Origin of the sequence: Sodalis glossinidius str. 'morsitans', from assembly GCF_000010085.1 — a bacterium.
In the GTDB taxonomy this organism is placed as follows: domain Bacteria; phylum Pseudomonadota; class Gammaproteobacteria; order Enterobacterales; family Enterobacteriaceae; genus Sodalis; species Sodalis glossinidius.
The window spans coordinates 3,831,004-3,846,043 of the sequence record NC_007712.1 but is presented as its reverse complement, the minus strand read 5'-3'; the positions used below and the strand labels follow the sequence as shown (position 1 = coordinate 3,846,043).

Annotated in this window: 15 protein-coding genes and 2 pseudogenes; 7 read left to right on the top strand and 10 right to left on the bottom strand. The window is 56.9% G+C overall.

The genetic code is table 11. The annotated features are described in order from the left end of the window. Positions 1–38: 38 nt before the first annotated feature. From rph to pyrE, 3 genes are all read left to right on the top strand, one after another. Positions 39–758: a ribonuclease PH gene (gene rph, locus SGP1_RS20345; RefSeq protein WP_011412024.1), complete on the top strand. Its 720-nt coding sequence runs from the start codon at positions 39–41 to the stop codon at positions 756–758. A gap of 653 nt (positions 759–1,411) precedes the next feature. Continuing rightward, the gene (locus SGP1_RS20340; RefSeq protein WP_041867251.1) at positions 1,412–1,846 is read left to right on the top strand and encodes a hypothetical protein; all 435 of its coding nucleotides are present in this window, start codon (positions 1,412–1,414) and stop codon (positions 1,844–1,846) included. A 218-nt stretch (positions 1,847–2,064) separates the two neighbouring features. Continuing rightward, positions 2,065–2,706, top strand: coding sequence for an orotate phosphoribosyltransferase (pyrE, locus tag SGP1_RS20335; RefSeq protein ID WP_011412023.1), 642 nt, complete (start codon positions 2,065–2,067; stop codon positions 2,704–2,706). Between the two features lie 63 nt (positions 2,707–2,769). Here pyrE and slmA read toward each other — a convergent pair whose 3' ends face one another. The 3 genes from slmA to coaBC form a co-directional block, all read right to left on the bottom strand. Further along, on the bottom strand, positions 2,770–3,366 hold the full coding sequence (gene slmA, locus SGP1_RS20330; RefSeq protein ID WP_011412022.1) for a nucleoid occlusion factor SlmA: 597 nt from the start codon (positions 3,364–3,366) through the stop codon (positions 2,770–2,772). Between the two features lie 125 nt (positions 3,367–3,491). Further along, a complete protein-coding gene (gene dut / locus SGP1_RS20325) occupies positions 3,492–3,950 on the bottom strand; it encodes a dUTP diphosphatase (RefSeq protein ID WP_041867250.1) in 459 nt (152 codons plus the stop codon). Next, entirely contained in the window at positions 3,928–5,142 is a 1,215-nt protein-coding gene (gene coaBC / locus SGP1_RS20320) for a bifunctional phosphopantothenoylcysteine decarboxylase/phosphopantothenate--cysteine ligase CoaBC (protein ID WP_011412020.1), read from the bottom strand. Before coaBC ends, dut begins: the two co-directional genes overlap by 23 nt. Before the next feature lie 220 nt (positions 5,143–5,362). Here coaBC and radC point away from each other — a divergent pair. From radC to mutM, 4 genes and pseudogenes are all read left to right on the top strand, one after another. Beyond that, positions 5,363–5,919: pseudogene (gene radC / locus SGP1_RS28485) on the top strand (RadC family protein); the annotation flags it as partial. A gap of 245 nt (positions 5,920–6,164) precedes the next feature. Beyond that, the gene (rpmB, locus tag SGP1_RS28480) at positions 6,165–6,401 is read left to right on the top strand and encodes a 50S ribosomal protein L28 (RefSeq protein ID WP_011412019.1); all 237 of its coding nucleotides are present in this window, start codon (positions 6,165–6,167) and stop codon (positions 6,399–6,401) included. A gap of 16 nt (positions 6,402–6,417) precedes the next feature. Continuing rightward, the gene (gene rpmG, locus SGP1_RS20305; RefSeq protein ID WP_011412018.1) at positions 6,418–6,585 is read left to right on the top strand and encodes a 50S ribosomal protein L33; all 168 of its coding nucleotides are present in this window, start codon (positions 6,418–6,420) and stop codon (positions 6,583–6,585) included. Between the two features lie 102 nt (positions 6,586–6,687). After that, positions 6,688–7,497 carry a bifunctional DNA-formamidopyrimidine glycosylase/DNA-(apurinic or apyrimidinic site) lyase gene (gene mutM, locus SGP1_RS20300; protein ID WP_011412017.1) on the top strand — a complete coding sequence of 270 codons (810 nt, stop codon included), beginning with the start codon at positions 6,688–6,690 and terminating at the stop codon, positions 7,495–7,497. Between the two features lie 50 nt (positions 7,498–7,547). Here mutM and coaD read toward each other — a convergent pair whose 3' ends face one another. The 7 genes and pseudogenes from coaD to SGP1_RS20265 all read right to left on the bottom strand — a co-directional run bounded on the left by coaD (position 7,548) and on the right by SGP1_RS20265 (position 15,036). After that, the gene (gene coaD, locus SGP1_RS20295; RefSeq protein ID WP_011412016.1) at positions 7,548–8,030 is read right to left on the bottom strand and encodes a pantetheine-phosphate adenylyltransferase; all 483 of its coding nucleotides are present in this window, start codon (positions 8,028–8,030) and stop codon (positions 7,548–7,550) included. Beyond that, entirely contained in the window at positions 8,027–8,806 is a 780-nt protein-coding gene (locus SGP1_RS20290; RefSeq protein WP_011412015.1) for a glycosyltransferase family 2 protein, read from the bottom strand. Before SGP1_RS20290 ends, coaD begins: the two co-directional genes overlap by 4 nt. Further along, positions 8,807–10,075 carry a lipid IV(A) 3-deoxy-D-manno-octulosonic acid transferase gene (gene waaA / locus SGP1_RS20285; RefSeq protein WP_011412014.1) on the bottom strand — a complete coding sequence of 423 codons (1,269 nt, stop codon included), beginning with the start codon at positions 10,073–10,075 and terminating at the stop codon, positions 8,807–8,809. A 184-nt stretch (positions 10,076–10,259) separates the two neighbouring features. Then, positions 10,260–11,387 carry a glycosyltransferase family 4 protein gene (locus SGP1_RS20280; RefSeq protein WP_011412013.1) on the bottom strand — a complete coding sequence of 376 codons (1,128 nt, stop codon included), beginning with the start codon at positions 11,385–11,387 and terminating at the stop codon, positions 10,260–10,262. A gap of 115 nt (positions 11,388–11,502) precedes the next feature. After that, entirely contained in the window at positions 11,503–12,615 is a 1,113-nt protein-coding gene (rfaQ, locus tag SGP1_RS20275) for a putative lipopolysaccharide heptosyltransferase III (RefSeq protein WP_011412012.1), read from the bottom strand. Positions 12,616–12,934: 319 nt separating this feature from the next. Beyond that, a pseudogene (locus tag SGP1_RS20270) lies at positions 12,935–13,880 on the bottom strand (glycosyltransferase). Positions 13,881–13,932: 52 nt separating this feature from the next. Further along, a complete protein-coding gene (locus tag SGP1_RS20265; protein WP_011412011.1) occupies positions 13,933–15,036 on the bottom strand; it encodes a glycosyltransferase in 1,104 nt (367 codons plus the stop codon). Between the last annotated feature and the right edge of the window lie 4 nt (positions 15,037–15,040).

The window sequence follows — 15,040 nt, the reverse complement described above, 5'->3', positions numbered from 1 at the left end:
CGCAGCCAACCTTTGATTTGCGAGCCGGAGAAACCCCTATGCGTCCAGCAGGCCGAAGCGTACAGCAAGTACGCCCAGTAACGATTACCCGCCATTTTACCCGTCATGCGGAAGGCTCAGTGCTGATAGCATTCGGCGACACCCGCGTGCTGTGTACTGCGTCGGTGGAAGAGGGGGTGCCGCGGTTTCTCAAGGGGCAGGGGCAGGGCTGGATCACCGCCGAATACGGCATGCTGCCGCGCGCAACTCATACCCGCAATCCTCGCGAAGCGGCGAAGGGCAAGCAAGGCGGCCGTACCCTGGAAATTCAGCGACTTATTGCCCGTTCGCTGCGCGCCGCGGTGGATTTAACCAAATTAGGTGAATATACCATTACCCTGGATTGCGACGTGATACAGGCCGACGGCGGCACCCGAACGGCGTCCATTACCGGTGCCTGCGTGGCGCTGGCCGACGCCCTGAGCAGCATGCAAAAGAAAGGTCAGCTAAAAACCAACCCGATGAAAGGGTTCGTGGCAGCGATTTCGGTGGGTATTGTGGCCGGTGAAGCGGTGTGTGATTTGGAGTATGTCGAAGATTCGGCTGCTGAAACCGATATGAACGTGGTGATGATGGAAGACGGTCGCATGATTGAGGTACAAGGTACCGCGGAAGGAGAACCTTTCAGTCAGCAGGAACTCAACACGCTGCTTGAGCTGGCCCGTGGCGGCATCGATAGCCTGGTTCAGGCGCAAAAAGCCGCGCTGGTGGGAGCATAGTCCACCGCGATCGCGGGCTGTTAGCGCCTGCTTCGTGATGTTGATCACCGTTTGGCGCCCGCTACGCTCGAGTGTTGATTAAGCAGGCGTCTGGGCGGGCACCTGCATTATCATGAGACGCCCGCCCTTCACACTCTACATCCCCACTGCTGTTAGGGCCAATTGTCTTCCGCCGTCAGCGCATATCGCCCGGCGGATAAATGATAGTCCGCCGCTTTTTAAGCGGTCTCACAATACCCGTCGGCCCTCCTTTGCTGCCCTTAATCTTTCAATCTTCCTAGCGATTGACGTCGTGGCGCTGTTTAACCCGTCAGATGGTATAGGCCATCCTTAAGGGCGTATCCGCACCTTTTATCCCCATAAGGGGCAAATACAAGGCCATTAACCTGCCGCGGCTTGACGTTTAACGATGTCTCTGCCGCATCGCTTAATCGCAGCATTAAAGAAGGGGCGCCTGTAGGGGAGATTATCTATAAGCAAATTAAATCCAAGTCGGCTTAAGTAAGCCTAACCAGTCTAGCCGCTGCTATTTGCGACTAGTGGTGCGATGGCGCACTAATCCTATCCGTTTAGGCACGCAATTACGAGAACTAACACCAATAAATCAAGATATTTATCTTAAGATGAAGGCTCACAAAAGCCAATCCGGTCATATGCTGAATGCCGACATTGCTTACCACTATCGTTACAAGCTTGTTGAGCAGGCTCATATCCGGCAATTGCTCTCAACAGTAAACTTTTGCTATAACCATGCCGTAGAGGATAATAAGGCGAAGTTCAATAAAGACACCTTAGCGTTGATTATGTCGTCTAGTTTGTTTGCAAAAACTAAGCCGGAGTTGCCCAATGAATTCAAGAAAGACATGCCCGGCCTGTTTAAAGAGATATTCGCGAATTGGCCCGTAAGAACCACCAGTGCTGCAGGTGTGCCTTCCTCATCAAGCAGCACGCCCCTGCCGGGCCCAAGCCATCCGATGGGTGCCGCTGGAGAACAGGTGTCACCGGTTAGATCAGAGCGGGCAATTTGGCAACAAGGTTCGGGGAGGTTGTCGGTGGCAGAATTGCGCAAGTTTTTTTCTAACGAATAGAGTCTTAAACAGTAAGCAATGAAACGCCATTGCATAGAGAACGTCTGATCGATACCGCCAACCTGTGCCCACTTGCCGGCGTTTGTACAGAAGCATGCCGCTAGCCGATTTATGGCTGGCATCTTGGTAACGGCCATTTTATCATCCCCCCGGCGCTGATACCTTTCAGGTACTCTGCACCATAGCTTGTCCAACCCACCGGTGAGGAGTAACAGTCCGTGAAAGAGTACCAGAGTAAATTTATCGAGTATGCATTAAACAAACAGGTATTAAAATTCGGCGAATTTACGCTTAAATCCGGCCGTATCAGCCCCTATTTTTTTAATGCCGGTTTGTTTAACACCGGTCGCGATCTGGCTTTCCTGGGGCGGGTTTACGCCGCGGCGCTGATGGATTCCGGCGTGCGTTTCGATGTGTTATTCGGGCCGGCCTACAAGGGGATTCCCATTGCGACGACCACCGCGGTGGCACTGGCTGAGCAACATCAACGGGACGTTCCCTACTGTTTTAATCGCAAGGAAGCGAAGGACCACGGCGAAGGCGGTACGCTGGTCGGCAGCCCGCTTCAGGGTAAAGTGATGCTGGTGGATGATGTTATCACCGCGGGTACCGCTATTCGCGAGTCGATGGAGATTATCGCCGCGCACCAGGCAACGCTTGCCGGTGTAATGATTTCCCTGGACAGGCAGGAAAAAGGGCGCAGTGAGATTTCCGCTATTCAGGAGGTGGAGCGGGATTATCACTGCCAGGTGCTTGCCATCATCACGTTGGCGGATTTAATCGCCTATCTGGAAGAAAAAGGCGAAATGGCCGGCCATCTCGCCGCGGTCCGTGCCTATCAGCAGCAATACGGCATTTAAACGGGCCGGGCGAGACGGGCGTTCCGCGTTGGTGCCGATCGTTGTAAAGGTGCGTCGCGGCGCTCAGTGCAGCTGCGCTACCAAAAGCGGCCAGCGTAGCTCAAACTCCTGCGTGGGCCGGTATTTAAACTCGGTGCGCACAAAGCGTGACAGCATCCCTTCGCAAAAGGCCAGCAGTTGGCTGGCAAGCAGCGATTCATCCAGCTCAAACGCTTCACCCTCGCGCAGTTTGCGCTCGCGTAATACCTGGCGCAGCTGAACCTCGATACGTTCATACAGCTGGTTAATGCGGCCCTGAAGCCTGTCTTGTTCAAACATCAGCGCGTGACCGGTCATGATACGCGTAAGACCCGGATTACGTTCTGCGAAGCCGAGGAGCAACAACAATATCAGACGAAGCCGATTCAGGGTCTCTTTCTCATCCTGTAGGATCAAATTTATCCGGCTAATCAGGCTGTCCTCAATAAATTCGATCAGGCTGTCGAACATCCGGGTTTTGCTGGGAAAGTGGCGGTAAAGCGCGGCTTCCGAAACGCCAACATTGGCTGCCAGTTTCGCGGTAGTGATACGTTGGCTACCATCGCTGGATTCAAGCATCTGCGCCAATGCCTGCAGAATCTCCTCGCGGCGGTTGCGTTTCGTATTCTCTTTTTCTGCCATGCTAAATGGGTCCCTGAGTCATCACTGTCAATAATGGTTAAACACCCGGCACCGGCCATAGCGCGCGGCGTTATGGCGTTAATGGATTTTTTTCGATGCCGGGTAGTGGGCCGAATCGTCAGGGGCTATTGTCGCCCGGAGTGGCCGAAGCCGCCCTCGCCCCGTTCGCTGGTATCGAAGGATTCCACCAAATTGAACTCCGCCTGCACAACCGGCACAAAGACCATCTGCGCCATGCGCTCCCCGGGTTCAATAGTGAAAATGTCCTGGCCGCGGTTCCATACCGAAACCATTAGCGGTCCCTGGTAGTCGGAGTCAATCAGTCCCACCAAATTGCCCAAAACGATACCGTGCTTATGGCCCAGTCCGGAGCGCGGCAGGATCACAGCCGCCAGATTGGCATCGGCAATGTGAATGGCCAGCCCGGTCGGGATCAGGGTGGTTTCCCCCGGCGCCAGCACCATCGGCTCATCGATGCAGGCGCGTAAATCCAGACCGGCGGACCCCGTAGTGGCGTAAGCCGGCAGCGGGAAACGATCGCAAATGCGGCGGTCTAGGATCTTAACGTCGATTTTTTTCATCATAACGGCTGACAATCTCGTCAATTAGTTGTTGAGAGAGCAGTGATTTATCGCTCAGAGGTAATTGGAGTTCCCCGTCCTGCCAGAACAGATGCAACGCATTGTTGTCACTGTTAAACCCTTGACCGGTCCGGGAAACGTCATTGGCGCAAATCAAATCCATCTGTTTATTGATACGCTTTTGCCGGGCGTATTCTTCCATATTGTGGGTTTCGGCGGCAAATCCGACGACGTAAGGCCGGTGTTCGGTTAACGCACCCACGGCCGCCACAATATCAGGATTTTTAATCAGGGTGATCATCAGGTCATCGCCCTGTTTTTTGATTTTTTCCGGTGAAAAGCGGCTGGCGCGGTAATCCGCCACCGCTGCACAGCCGATGAAGATGTGCTGCTGCGCGATGGTACGCATCACCGCATCCTGCATTTCAAGCGCGCTGGTTACGTCTATACGCGCCACGCCGGCAGGCGTTGGCAGAGAGACCGGGCCCGCTATCAAGGTTACCTGTGCTCCCTTGGCCGAGGCGGCGCGGGCGATGGCGAAGCCCATTTTGCCCGAGCTGTGATTGCTGAGAAAACGTACCGGATCCAGCGCTTCCCGTGTCGGCCCGGCGGTTAGCATGATATTGAGGTGGCTCAGCGAGCGATCGGAGGTGAAGTGCTGCACCACAAAGTCCACCAGCACCAGCGGGTCGGGCATCCGACCCGCGCCGATATCGCCGCAGGCCTGGCTGCCGCTGTCCGGCCCCCACAACAGCACACCCCGGCCTTCAAGCGTGGCCAGGTTAGCCTGCGTGGCCGCTGCCCAGTACATTTGTTGGTTCATGGCCGGCGCTGCTGCGACAGGGGCCGCTGTCGCCAAGCACAGGGTGCTGAGCAGATCGTTGGACAATCCCGCCGCCAGGCGCGCCAGCAGATCGGCGGTCGCAGGCGCCAGCAGCAACAGATCGGCCCACTTTGCCAGCTCGATATGGCCCATTGCCGCCTCGGCGGCAGGATCCAACAGATCGTCCGCCACCGTGTAGCCCGATACCGCCTGCAGGCTTAGCGGGGTAATAAACGCCTTCGCCGCTGCCGTCATGACCACGCGTACCTCGGCACCCCGTTCGCGCAAACGGCGCACCAGTTCTGGGGCTTTATAGGCGGCGATACCGCCGCTTACGCCCAGTACAATGTGTTTATCGGCCAGTCCCGTCATCTTGCATGTCCCGTTGAGAATATGGTTATAGGCATTTTACCATAACCCTCCGCGCCACGGTCATTTGTCTGTTTACGGCCATTTTGGAATCGTGATTCGCCTTTTTATCGCGCCACGTCGAACGACTTTGTCGCCGCTGGCATCATACAACCAGCGATGAACGGTGCCCGGGGAGGAGCAGGCGGTGGAGAAAACGAGTAAGAAAATCTGGCCATCAACGATGGCGCCGCGTGAAGAGCTGATTGCGCTCGGTCCCGACGCTCTGACGGACATCGAATTGCTGGCGCTGTTGCACCCGTGGCAAGCATGTTCTGCAATTCGCGGAGGAACTGCTGGAGGAGTTTGGATCGTTCGACAAACTGATGACCGCCGATCTCCGGACCCTCAGCGCCACGCATGGACTGGGGATCTCGAAATGTACGCAACTGCGGGCGATTGGCGAAATGGGCCCAGCGCATCTTTCGTTCGCATCTGATGCGCGAGGATGCGATGACCAGTCCGGATATGGCCCGGCGTTACCTGCAGCAGATTCTGGTGTGCCGGGAAAGAGAAGTGTTTGTGGTCATGTTTCTTGATAACCGCAATCGTCTTATCAACCATCAGGAATTATTTCAAGGAACGGTCAATAGCGTAGAGGTCCATCCGCGGGAAATCGTCCGTGCGGCGCTCAAGATCAATGCGGCGGCGATTATTTTGGCGCACAATCATCCCTCAGGTAACGCCGAGCCGAGTCGCGCCGATCGCGAAGTGACGGCGAGGGTGGTCAAAGCCTGCCTGTAAGCTTTTTTCCCGCGATCCTGCGGGATCTTTAGCCGTGCGGGACTTGAGCAGTTGCGCGTCAAAGCGTATACTATGCCACCTTTGAGAATCTTGGGTGTAGCGTTGAGAGCCTATCTCAGCAGAGTCTCTCTGTTGAACGTCTCTCCTCAGTGAAGAAGATGCTGAGATAGGCTCTAAAGCCTGACGAGGCGGCTACCACCTTTCTTAGAGCTCGAGCTGATTTGATTTTTGGAGATATAGACATGTCCCGAGTCTGCCAAGTTACTGGCAAGCGCCCGGTGAGCGGCAACAACCGCTCCCACGCAATGAATGCGACCAAACGCCGTTTTCTGCCTAACCTGCACTCTCACCGTTTTTGGGTTGAGAGCGAAAAACGCTTTGTCACGCTGCGCGTATCTGCTAAAGGTATGCGTGTAATCGATAAGAAGGGCATCGAAACGGTTTTGGCCGATCTCTGTGTCCGCGGTGAGAAGTATTAAGGTAAGGAACTGAATCATGGCTAAGGGTGTTCGCGAGAAGATCAAGCTGGTTTCTTCTGCTGGTACTGGTCACTTCTATACCACCACGAAGAACAAGCGTACCAAACCTGAAAAGATGGAATTGAAAAAATTCGATCCGGTAGTACGCCAGCATGTGATTTACAAAGAAGCCAAAATCAAATAATTTTGGCGACTGGTTAAAAAACCCGGCTTCGGCCGGGTTTTTTATGGGCCGCCGGGCGTGCTATTCTCGGCCGGCGGACATCCCGCTGACATGGAGCATCAGATGCCGGAATTACCGGAAGTGGAAACCAGCCGCCGGGGAATTGAACCTTGGGTAGCGGGGCAGACCATCCTGCGGGCGGAGGTGCGCAATGCGCGGCTGCGCTGGCCGGTGGATGAAGAAATCATCGCGCTGCGGGACCAGCGGGTGCTGAGCGTACAGCGCCGGGCGAAATATCTGCTGTTGGAGCTGGAGAAGGGCTGGATCATTATCCATCTCGGCATGTCGGGACGTTTGCGCGTGCTGCCGCAGCCGCAGCCGCCGGAAAAGCACGACCATGTTGATTTGGTTATCGGCAACGGCTGCATCATCCGCTACACCGATCCCCGGCGCTTCGGCGCCTGGCTGTGGAGCGATGATCTGCGCACCAGTCGGGCACTGGCCCACCTGGGACCTGAGCCGCTGAGCGATAAGTTCGATGGTCGCTGGCTGTACCAAAAGTCGCACAATAAACGCACGTCAATCAAACCTTGGCTGATGGATAACACGCTGGTGGTCGGCGTCGGTAATATTTACGCCAGCGAATCCTTGTTTGTCGCCGGTATTCTGCCCGGCCGCGCCGCCGGTTCATTGAGCGAAGAAGAAGCGGGATTGTTGGCTGAGAGTATCAAGGCGGTGCTGCTGCGCTCCATTGAGCAGGGCGGCACCACGCTGCGGGATTTTTTGCAGTCCGACGGCAAGCCGGGCTATTTTGTGCAGGAGCTCCAGGTTTACGGTCGCGGGGGCGAACCCTGCCGGGTATGTGGGACGCCAATACAGATGGCCAAGCACGGCCAGCGCAGCACCTTTTTCTGTCCTGCATGCCAACACTAGAAGGGCGGCGCTAACGGGGCCGCCATACGCTGAGCCGATTCGCGGCCGCGTCAGGGGTGCAGCCGCGCCCGGACTTCTTTGGCGATGGGCGCAGGCAGAAAGTGGTCCACATCGCCGCCGTGCAGCGCCACCTCTTTCACCAGGGTGGAGGAGATATAGGACCAGGCCTCGGCGGGTAGCATAAACACGGTTTCCAGCGCCGGCATCAGGTGACGATTCATTTTCGCCAGCGGCATCTCATAATCGACATCCGTCATTGCGCGCACGCCGCGGATGAGGATATTCGCCTGCTGCTGGCGGGCGAAATCGGCCATCAGATCGCTAAAGCCTGTGACTTTCACATTGGGCAGGTGGGCGGTAACCTGGGTTGCCAGCGCGACACGTTCATTTAAATCAAAAAGCGGACGTTTGCTGGGGCTGGCGGCTATCGCCAGCACGACGACATCAAACATTTTTGCGGCGCGGGTCACCAAATCCAGATGGCCATTGGTCAGCGGGTCGAAGGTGCCGGGATAGATGGCTTTGTTGGTCATTGGTCATTTCCCCTCACGGTGTGGCTTAAGGCCCACAGGGTGGCGTATTTATTGAAAGTATATTGCGCGTTCACCACCGCGAGCAACCAGCCCTGTTTACCGTCTAGAAAACCGGCGCGCAGCAGCCAGGTCTTGAAAAAAGCGCCGCTGGTGTGGCTGATAATGGCGAACAGGCCGCATTTGCGCCCCTGGCGATGGCGCTCACGCGCCCAGGCTTCCGCGTAATGTAGCTGTTTACGCTGAAAAGCTGGCAAATCGCGGAAGGTCAGATGCTGTAAATCCCCCGTCAAAGCAACGACATCGGCGTCGCCCGTCGCCAAAGATTCATGTACCGGCAGTGCGTTATAGCGATAGCGCTCGCGCGCGTACAGCCGTACTACCCGATCCGGATACCAGCCACTGTGGCGCATGAAGCGGCCGAGAAACAGATTACGCCGAGCGCAGCTGTAAACCGCATTGGGATCGGGATGTTGTAGCACGTCTTGAATCGCCTGGCGTAACGGTGGCGTGACGCGCTCATCAGCGTCAAGCATCAGGATATAATCGCCGCTGGCATACGCCTGCGCCCGCTGACGCTGTATGCCGAAACCCGGCCAGTCCGTAGACTGGAAGACGCGTGCGCCGGCCTGTGCGGCGATATGGCGCGTTTCGTCAACGCTGCCGGCATCCAGCACCACGATTTCATCCGCCCAGCTCACTGACGCCAGACAATCCGGCAGCAGTTCAGCCTCATTGCGGGTAATGAGCACTACCGACAGACGCTTTCTATGCGACATTCACTGACTCCGTTGCGGCAGATAGGGTTCCAGCAGATTCAACAGGCGCTGGAGTGCGCCCTGATTCTGGTGCAGCACCTCGACGGCGTGACGGCCGTAGTACAGACGGTAATCCTCGTCGGTCAACAGGGTGGAGACCGACGTGACCAACGACGCTACGTCGGTCACGGTAATCAAACCGCCGGCTTCGTCCAGTTTGCTGCAAATATCGCGGAAATTCAAAGTATGCGGCCCCATTAGCACGGGGATGGCGTGTGCTGCCGCCTCCAGAGGGTTATGGCCGCCTCGCTCCACCAGGCTGCCGCCGACAAAGGCCAGATCGGCGATACCGTACAGCAGCATCAGCTCGCCCATGGTATCCCCTACCACCACCTGCGTGCTGCCGGACGGAATTTCCCCGCTGCTGCGCATGATGTAATTGAAGCCGGCCTTGATGGTCATTTCCCGCGCCGCCGGAAATCGTTCCGGGTGGCGCGGGACCAGGATCAGCAGCAGATCGGGAAAGTTGGCCAGCAGCTGGCTATGGGCCTGTAATAACAGCGTCTCTTCGCCCTCATGGGTGCTGGTGGCTATCCATACCGGGCGCCGGGGCGCCCATTGGCGACGCAGCGTAAGCGCCCGCGCCGCCAGCTCAGGCGTTACGGAAATATCAAATTTCAGGCTGCCCGTGACCGCCAACTGGTTCTTTTTCAGCCCGAGCTCCAGGAAGCGGGCGCCGTCCTCTTCATTTTGCGCCGCGATGAGCGTAATACGGCGCATGATGCCGGCGACGAAACCGCTAAACCTTTTATAGCCGACGGCGGAGCGGGCAGACAGACGCGCATTGGTGACCACCAGCGGGATGCTGCGGTGGTGCAGCGCCTTGATAAGGTTAGGCCACAGCTCCGTTTCCATGATGATAACCAGCTTGGGGTTCACTTGATCGAGAAAACGGCTCATCGCCCCAGGCAGATCATAGGGTAGGTAGACATGATGGACATCTTTACCGAACGCCGACTGTACCCGCTCCGAGCCGGTGGGCGTCATCGTCGTGACGGTAATGGGCAGCAGCGGATAGCGGTGGCGAAGTGCACGCACCAAAGGGATGGCCGCGAGCGTCTCGCCGACCGACACGGAATGCAGCATGATGCCGCCGGGTTTTACTTTGCCCCGGCAAAAGCCGTAACGTTCGGCCCAGCGCCGGCGGTAGGCAGGCGCTTTTCTGCTGCGCCATAATAATCGTATCCATACCAGCGGCTGGATTAAGACTATGATTATATTGTAGATCATTATAATTAACTATTGTAAGGCACAGCGACTCATGTGCTGAGTGAGTTTTTAACCAGATAATGTGAATGTCCCCAAACCGGGGACATGCTAGCAGATAAGTCATTATTCCTCATTAGCGGTGAGGCATTTATCTGATTAGTGCTGAAGCCGGCTGTGCCGCGAGCCAGCAAAACCGGCGCCAGGTCTATGATAACAGTTGCCGATACAGCGTCGTAAGCTGACGCGAAAGATGCTCAGGCGTACAGTGACTCACCCGTTGACGTGCGGCCTCCCCCATCGTGGGGTCCTGCTCTCGGGAGGGCACCTCGGCGGCAAACGTCCGCAGACTGGCGGTATCCAGTGTGTCGCAGACAAAGCCCTCGCGTCCCTGCTCGATGAACTCCGCACCGCCGCAGCGCTGGCTTGTGATAACCGGCAGGCCGCAGGACATGGCCTCAAGAATCACATTGGGAAACGGATCGTACAGTGTCGGCAGGATCAGCGCGTCAGCGGCGTGGTAACAGGGCATTACTTCCTGGCGAACCCCGGCGAAACGCACGCGCGACAGGCAACCCAGGCTTCGCGCCAGCGCCTGATAGCGGCGCTGATGTTTGTCTTGTCCGACGACGATCAGGTAGCGATCGGTGGCCGCCACTGCCTCAAGGGCCTGGCGCAGCCCTTTGCGTGCAAAACCGGAACCGACGAAAATCAGCGCGCAGGCCTGCTCGGGAATCGCCAGCGCTTCCCGGGCCGCCCGGCGTTGCTCCCCGTCGGCGGGCGCGAATCGCTGGGGATCAATGGCGTTGTATATCAGAGCGAACTTATCCTCCGCTACGCCGTAGTAACGCATGATATCGTTTTGCACCATCGCCGAATTGCAGATGATTTTCTTAAGCGTGGGCGAATGAAACATTTCACTCTCCGCCGATAGGACATAACGGTGATAGCGGCTGATATGCGTCAGCCAGCGCTGGTGGGCGGGGATGATACGCGCGCGCTGCTCCAGCCACGCCTGGTGGACGCCATCGCCGGCGCGAAAGACATCGCAGCCGGCGATGCGCTCGTGGCTTTGCACCAGACTGAACTGGTGCTGTTGCCAGTACTGCCGGGCGGCCGCGGCAAAACCGCGCTCGCGTGCTATGCGGCCGCTGCCGCCTGGATTACAGATATGCACATGCCAGTCGGGTCTGGGCTCCCCTGACCACTGGCGGGTAATGATGTTTAGCTCCAGGCCGCTGTTATCAAGCGCCTCCAGGGCGCGGGAGATAAAGCGTTCCGCGCCGCCGTCGGGACGGTATTTTTGCCGTACTATCGCCAGGCGGATAGTTGTCATATCGAATTTTCCCTTGCCGCCGCGGTCCGCGGGCGGCCGTTTACGATGGCGTAAATGCTCCTGTTTGCATCGCACCCTGTGCAGGCGGCGATTTTTCTGCCGGCGCCGTGCCGTTTTATGGCGCAGACTCCCTTACCACCGTCGGCTTTTCTGTCGCAAGAGAGGTCATTGCCGCCGCCAGTACCGGCTCAAGCGGTATGGCGCTCAGGTAGCGCTGCGGGGCTTGAGTATCAATGGTATCCGGATCCGGTAGTTCAGTATAATCCCCTGCCCACAGCACGATACTTTTTTCGCTCCATGGCCGCCAGCGCTGCAGTTTCGTGGGGCCGAACAGCGCCACACAGGGGGTATTCAGCGCCGCTGCCATATGCATTGGCGCTGAATCGACGCCGATGAACAGATGTGCGCCATCAATAACCGCCGCCAACTGAGGAAGCGATAGCTGCCCTGCCAGATTGACGGGCTTTACCCCGCGGCAAAGCGAAATAATATGCGCCACCATCTCTTGTTCATGCTTATCCGGTCCGGCGGTCAGCACCACCGGCAACCGGCACGTTGCCAAACCTTCAATCAGCTGTGCCATTTTGGTGTCGTCCCAGCATTTATACAACCAACGCGATGTGGGCTGGATGACGATGTAATCGCCCATCACCTGATGTTCGCGCAGCAACGCTTCGCCGCGTGCTTTATCCGCCGTGGCATAGTACATGCTGCTACTGCAGTCGGTAATCGCCAGGTTAAGCGGGTCCAGGATACTGAGGTTTTGCTCCACGGTGTGCAACCGGGCGTGATCGGCGGTGGTGACTAAATGATTGTGGGCCAGGCTCCAGAGAAAAGAGCGCCGCTTGGTATAGTCAAAACCAATCCGCTGCGCTGCGCCGCTGAGCAGGGCGACAATCGCGCTGCGCCATTGGTCGGCGAGATTGATGACCAGGTCGTAATGGCGAGCGCGTAAAGTTTGCGCGAGAGCATATTCGTGCTCCAGCTGACGCAACAGACCCTGCTTTTTCCATTCACGATCGATGACATGAATGTGGGCGATGGCCGGGTAATGTGCCAGAATCGGCGCTGTCTCTTTATACAAAAGCACGTCAATTTCCGCCTCCGGGTAGTGCTGGAGCAGATTATTGATAACCGGTGTGGTTAAAATCATATCGCCGTGGTGGCGCAATTTAATCAGCAGGATCTTGTGGGGCACGGCGGGGGTGACGTCATGACGCGTGGGCATGTTGGCGCGGACCTGTAATAAACAGTGAATTACTGAGCAGGACTGGCCAGGAAATGCAAATTGCCAAGGGTGAACGCCTGCTTTATCCGGTAAATTCTAGTAATAAATATCATTATTAGATAATTATATGTATAGAATATGGTAACGACAACCTCTAATCATGCAGGGAGCGTCAGTTAGAGAACGGCGCCGTGGCGGCAGCATGAACGATTCATGTCCCGGTCCGCGCCCGGAATGAATTTATGCGTCGGGCCAAGAAGGGAGGAGGCCAGGCGGTCGGCTAAGACTATGTCGACGGCCGGCGGTGATGCTGAAGGGGTTAGCGGCGACGCCAGACGTAGAGGCGGCACAGCCACAATAGCAGCTGATACCCTTGGCGGATGCCGCGGGCATTGCGGATCATGCGCTTGTGGGTATCGGTGCTGAAAATATCATGGATGATCATCCGCCGCGCCGCATGGCAGACAGAGAGCGCCTCGTGGGTCACCTGCCGCGCAAATTCAGGGTAGAGACGAATTTTGCCGCGATAGCGCTGGTTGATATCTTCGAGCAATTCGGCGATACGCAGATAATGTCGCTGGTATTCGACGTTTTTCATGCCGGTTCGTTTACGGTTGCTTATCGACTGGTCGTGGATGTAATAGCGGTACAGCACGTCTTGGGTATAGCGGACGCGGCGGGCGTTGAACATTAGCTCGGTGGTCCAGGGGATATCCTGATGATGCAGCCCGGGCTCAAAGCGCAAATCCAGCTGCCTTATCAATGACAGCCGATAGATGCTGAGCCATACCACATGCAGGTAACGTCGGGTCGCCAACGCACGGCGCAGAGCCACTGGGGACCCGCTCAGCACGCCGGTCGAGCTCAAACGATCGAGAGGGATCAGGGTCTTTATTCGCTGAGAGCCGGCGAAAAAACTCTCGCCGTTGCATTGCGCCACATCCAGATCCTCTTGCTCCGCCATCGTCACCAGCCGCTGGTAGAGGGTGGGGTAGAGCATGTCGTCGGCGTCGGGAAAGGTGACATAGACACCGCGCGACGCCGCCGTTAGCCTGGTCGATCACCCGGACATGAGGATGCCGCTCGGCGTATTCCCGCGCTAGTACTTCCGATCTGTCGGTCGAGCCGTCGTTAACCAGAATGATTTCCAGATCGGTGAGCGTTTGCGCCAACAGGGAAGACATAAAGGTGTGAAACATGGCGCCGGCGTTATACAGGGGCACGATGACGCTAAGCTTGATCGCTGCGGATTCCGGTTGAGTCATTGTCGTCATGGGTCTTTCTTCGGATGATTTGCGTCCGGCGCTGCCGCCGCCGTCAGGACGCATTATGTGCCAGGGCGATATATTGCCGGCAAATTGTCGCTATCTCGTAGGCCTCTAGATGGGAAGGCAAAATAGCCGGCGGCCGGTCATAAACCGCCCGCATGGTCTTCGCCAGCGAAGCGCTGCTTAACTCTGCCAGCCCCGCGGACAGATCGCCGTCCAGAATTTCCACTGGACCGCCGGGACAGCGGGTGCTTACCACCGGCGTATGGCAGATAAGTGCCTCTACCAACACATTGCCGAACCCCTCGCTGTCAGAGCTCAGAATCAACATACGGGCATGGCGAATATAGGGATAGGGATTGGTGTTGAAGGCTTTAAACCGCATCCGATCGGTAATTTGCAGATCCTGCGCCAGGGACTGCAGACGGCGCAGCATCGCATCGCTGCCTTTACCCAGAATCACCAGCGGCGCCTGAATACCGCTTTCGGCGTACGCTTTCAGCAGGCGATCCTGGCGCTTGTTTTCATGCAGGCGACCCACGTGGATTACATAATCCTGCCCGGCCAATTCGCAAGGTGCGTTGGCCAGCCGGCGGATAGCGGCGAAATCGAAAGGATTGTAAATGACTTCGGCCTGACGCGGTGTCACCTTGAAGGCCTGGCACATATCCTCCAATACGCCGCGGGAAACGGCGATAATATTGCGATCCTGGTAAAGCGCGTGGATTTTATGGCGCTTCAGCCAACGCGAAAGACCTTTACGATGGCCCAAATAACCCAATGAGAACATGGTGTGCAAACAAAACCAGATACGATCTCGCGGCAGTACCCGGCTGCGCGCTACTATGCGATCGGTTTTGTGCAGATGAGAAACCACCAGATCGAATTCGCCGTTGCGCTGTTGTGACGCCAGAACCGCCTTATCCAGCGTCCGCGCCCGGCGCGACAGTTCCGTCAATTTGCGCCAGGGGGTATGGGCGTGGTCAGCGATAATCTGGTATTCGATACCTTCCGGTAACGCGTAATCGCACACGCCCCGCAGCGAAAATATCGATACACGATGGCCCTGGGACACTAACCCCTGCGCGAGGGTAAGTAGTACTTTCTCTGCCCCTCCGCCGGGTAAACCATCAATGATCATCAATATATGCATGCTG

What these genes read in the sequence shown, in the direction of transcription:
- rph (WP_011412024.1), top strand. Translation starts at nt 39, where the DNA reads ATGCGTCCAGCAGGCCGAAGCGTACAGCAAGTACGCCCAGTAACGATT.
- SGP1_RS20340 (WP_041867251.1), top strand. Translation starts at nt 1,412, where the DNA reads ATGCTGAATGCCGACATTGCTTACCACTATCGTTACAAGCTTGTTGAG.
- slmA (WP_011412022.1), bottom strand. Translation starts at nt 3,366, where the DNA reads ATGGCAGAAAAAGAGAATACGAAACGCAACCGCCGCGAGGAGATTCTG.
- dut (WP_041867250.1), bottom strand. Translation starts at nt 3,950, where the DNA reads ATGATGAAAAAAATCGACGTTAAGATCCTAGACCGCCGCATTTGCGAT.
- coaBC (WP_011412020.1), bottom strand. Translation starts at nt 5,142, where the DNA reads ATGACGGGACTGGCCGATAAACACATTGTACTGGGCGTAAGCGGCGGT.
- rpmB (WP_011412019.1), top strand. Translation starts at nt 6,165, where the DNA reads ATGTCCCGAGTCTGCCAAGTTACTGGCAAGCGCCCGGTGAGCGGCAAC.
- rpmG (WP_011412018.1), top strand. Translation starts at nt 6,418, where the DNA reads ATGGCTAAGGGTGTTCGCGAGAAGATCAAGCTGGTTTCTTCTGCTGGT.
- mutM (WP_011412017.1), top strand. Translation starts at nt 6,688, where the DNA reads ATGCCGGAATTACCGGAAGTGGAAACCAGCCGCCGGGGAATTGAACCT.
- coaD (WP_011412016.1), bottom strand. Translation starts at nt 8,030, where the DNA reads ATGACCAACAAAGCCATCTATCCCGGCACCTTCGACCCGCTGACCAAT.
- SGP1_RS20290 (WP_011412015.1), bottom strand. Translation starts at nt 8,806, where the DNA reads ATGTCGCATAGAAAGCGTCTGTCGGTAGTGCTCATTACCCGCAATGAG.
- waaA (WP_011412014.1), bottom strand. Translation starts at nt 10,075, where the DNA reads ATGATCTACAATATAATCATAGTCTTAATCCAGCCGCTGGTATGGATA.
- SGP1_RS20280 (WP_011412013.1), bottom strand. Translation starts at nt 11,387, where the DNA reads ATGACAACTATCCGCCTGGCGATAGTACGGCAAAAATACCGTCCCGAC.
- rfaQ (WP_011412012.1), bottom strand. Translation starts at nt 12,615, where the DNA reads ATGCCCACGCGTCATGACGTCACCCCCGCCGTGCCCCACAAGATCCTG.
- SGP1_RS20265 (WP_011412011.1), bottom strand. Translation starts at nt 15,036, where the DNA reads ATGCATATATTGATGATCATTGATGGTTTACCCGGCGGAGGGGCAGAG.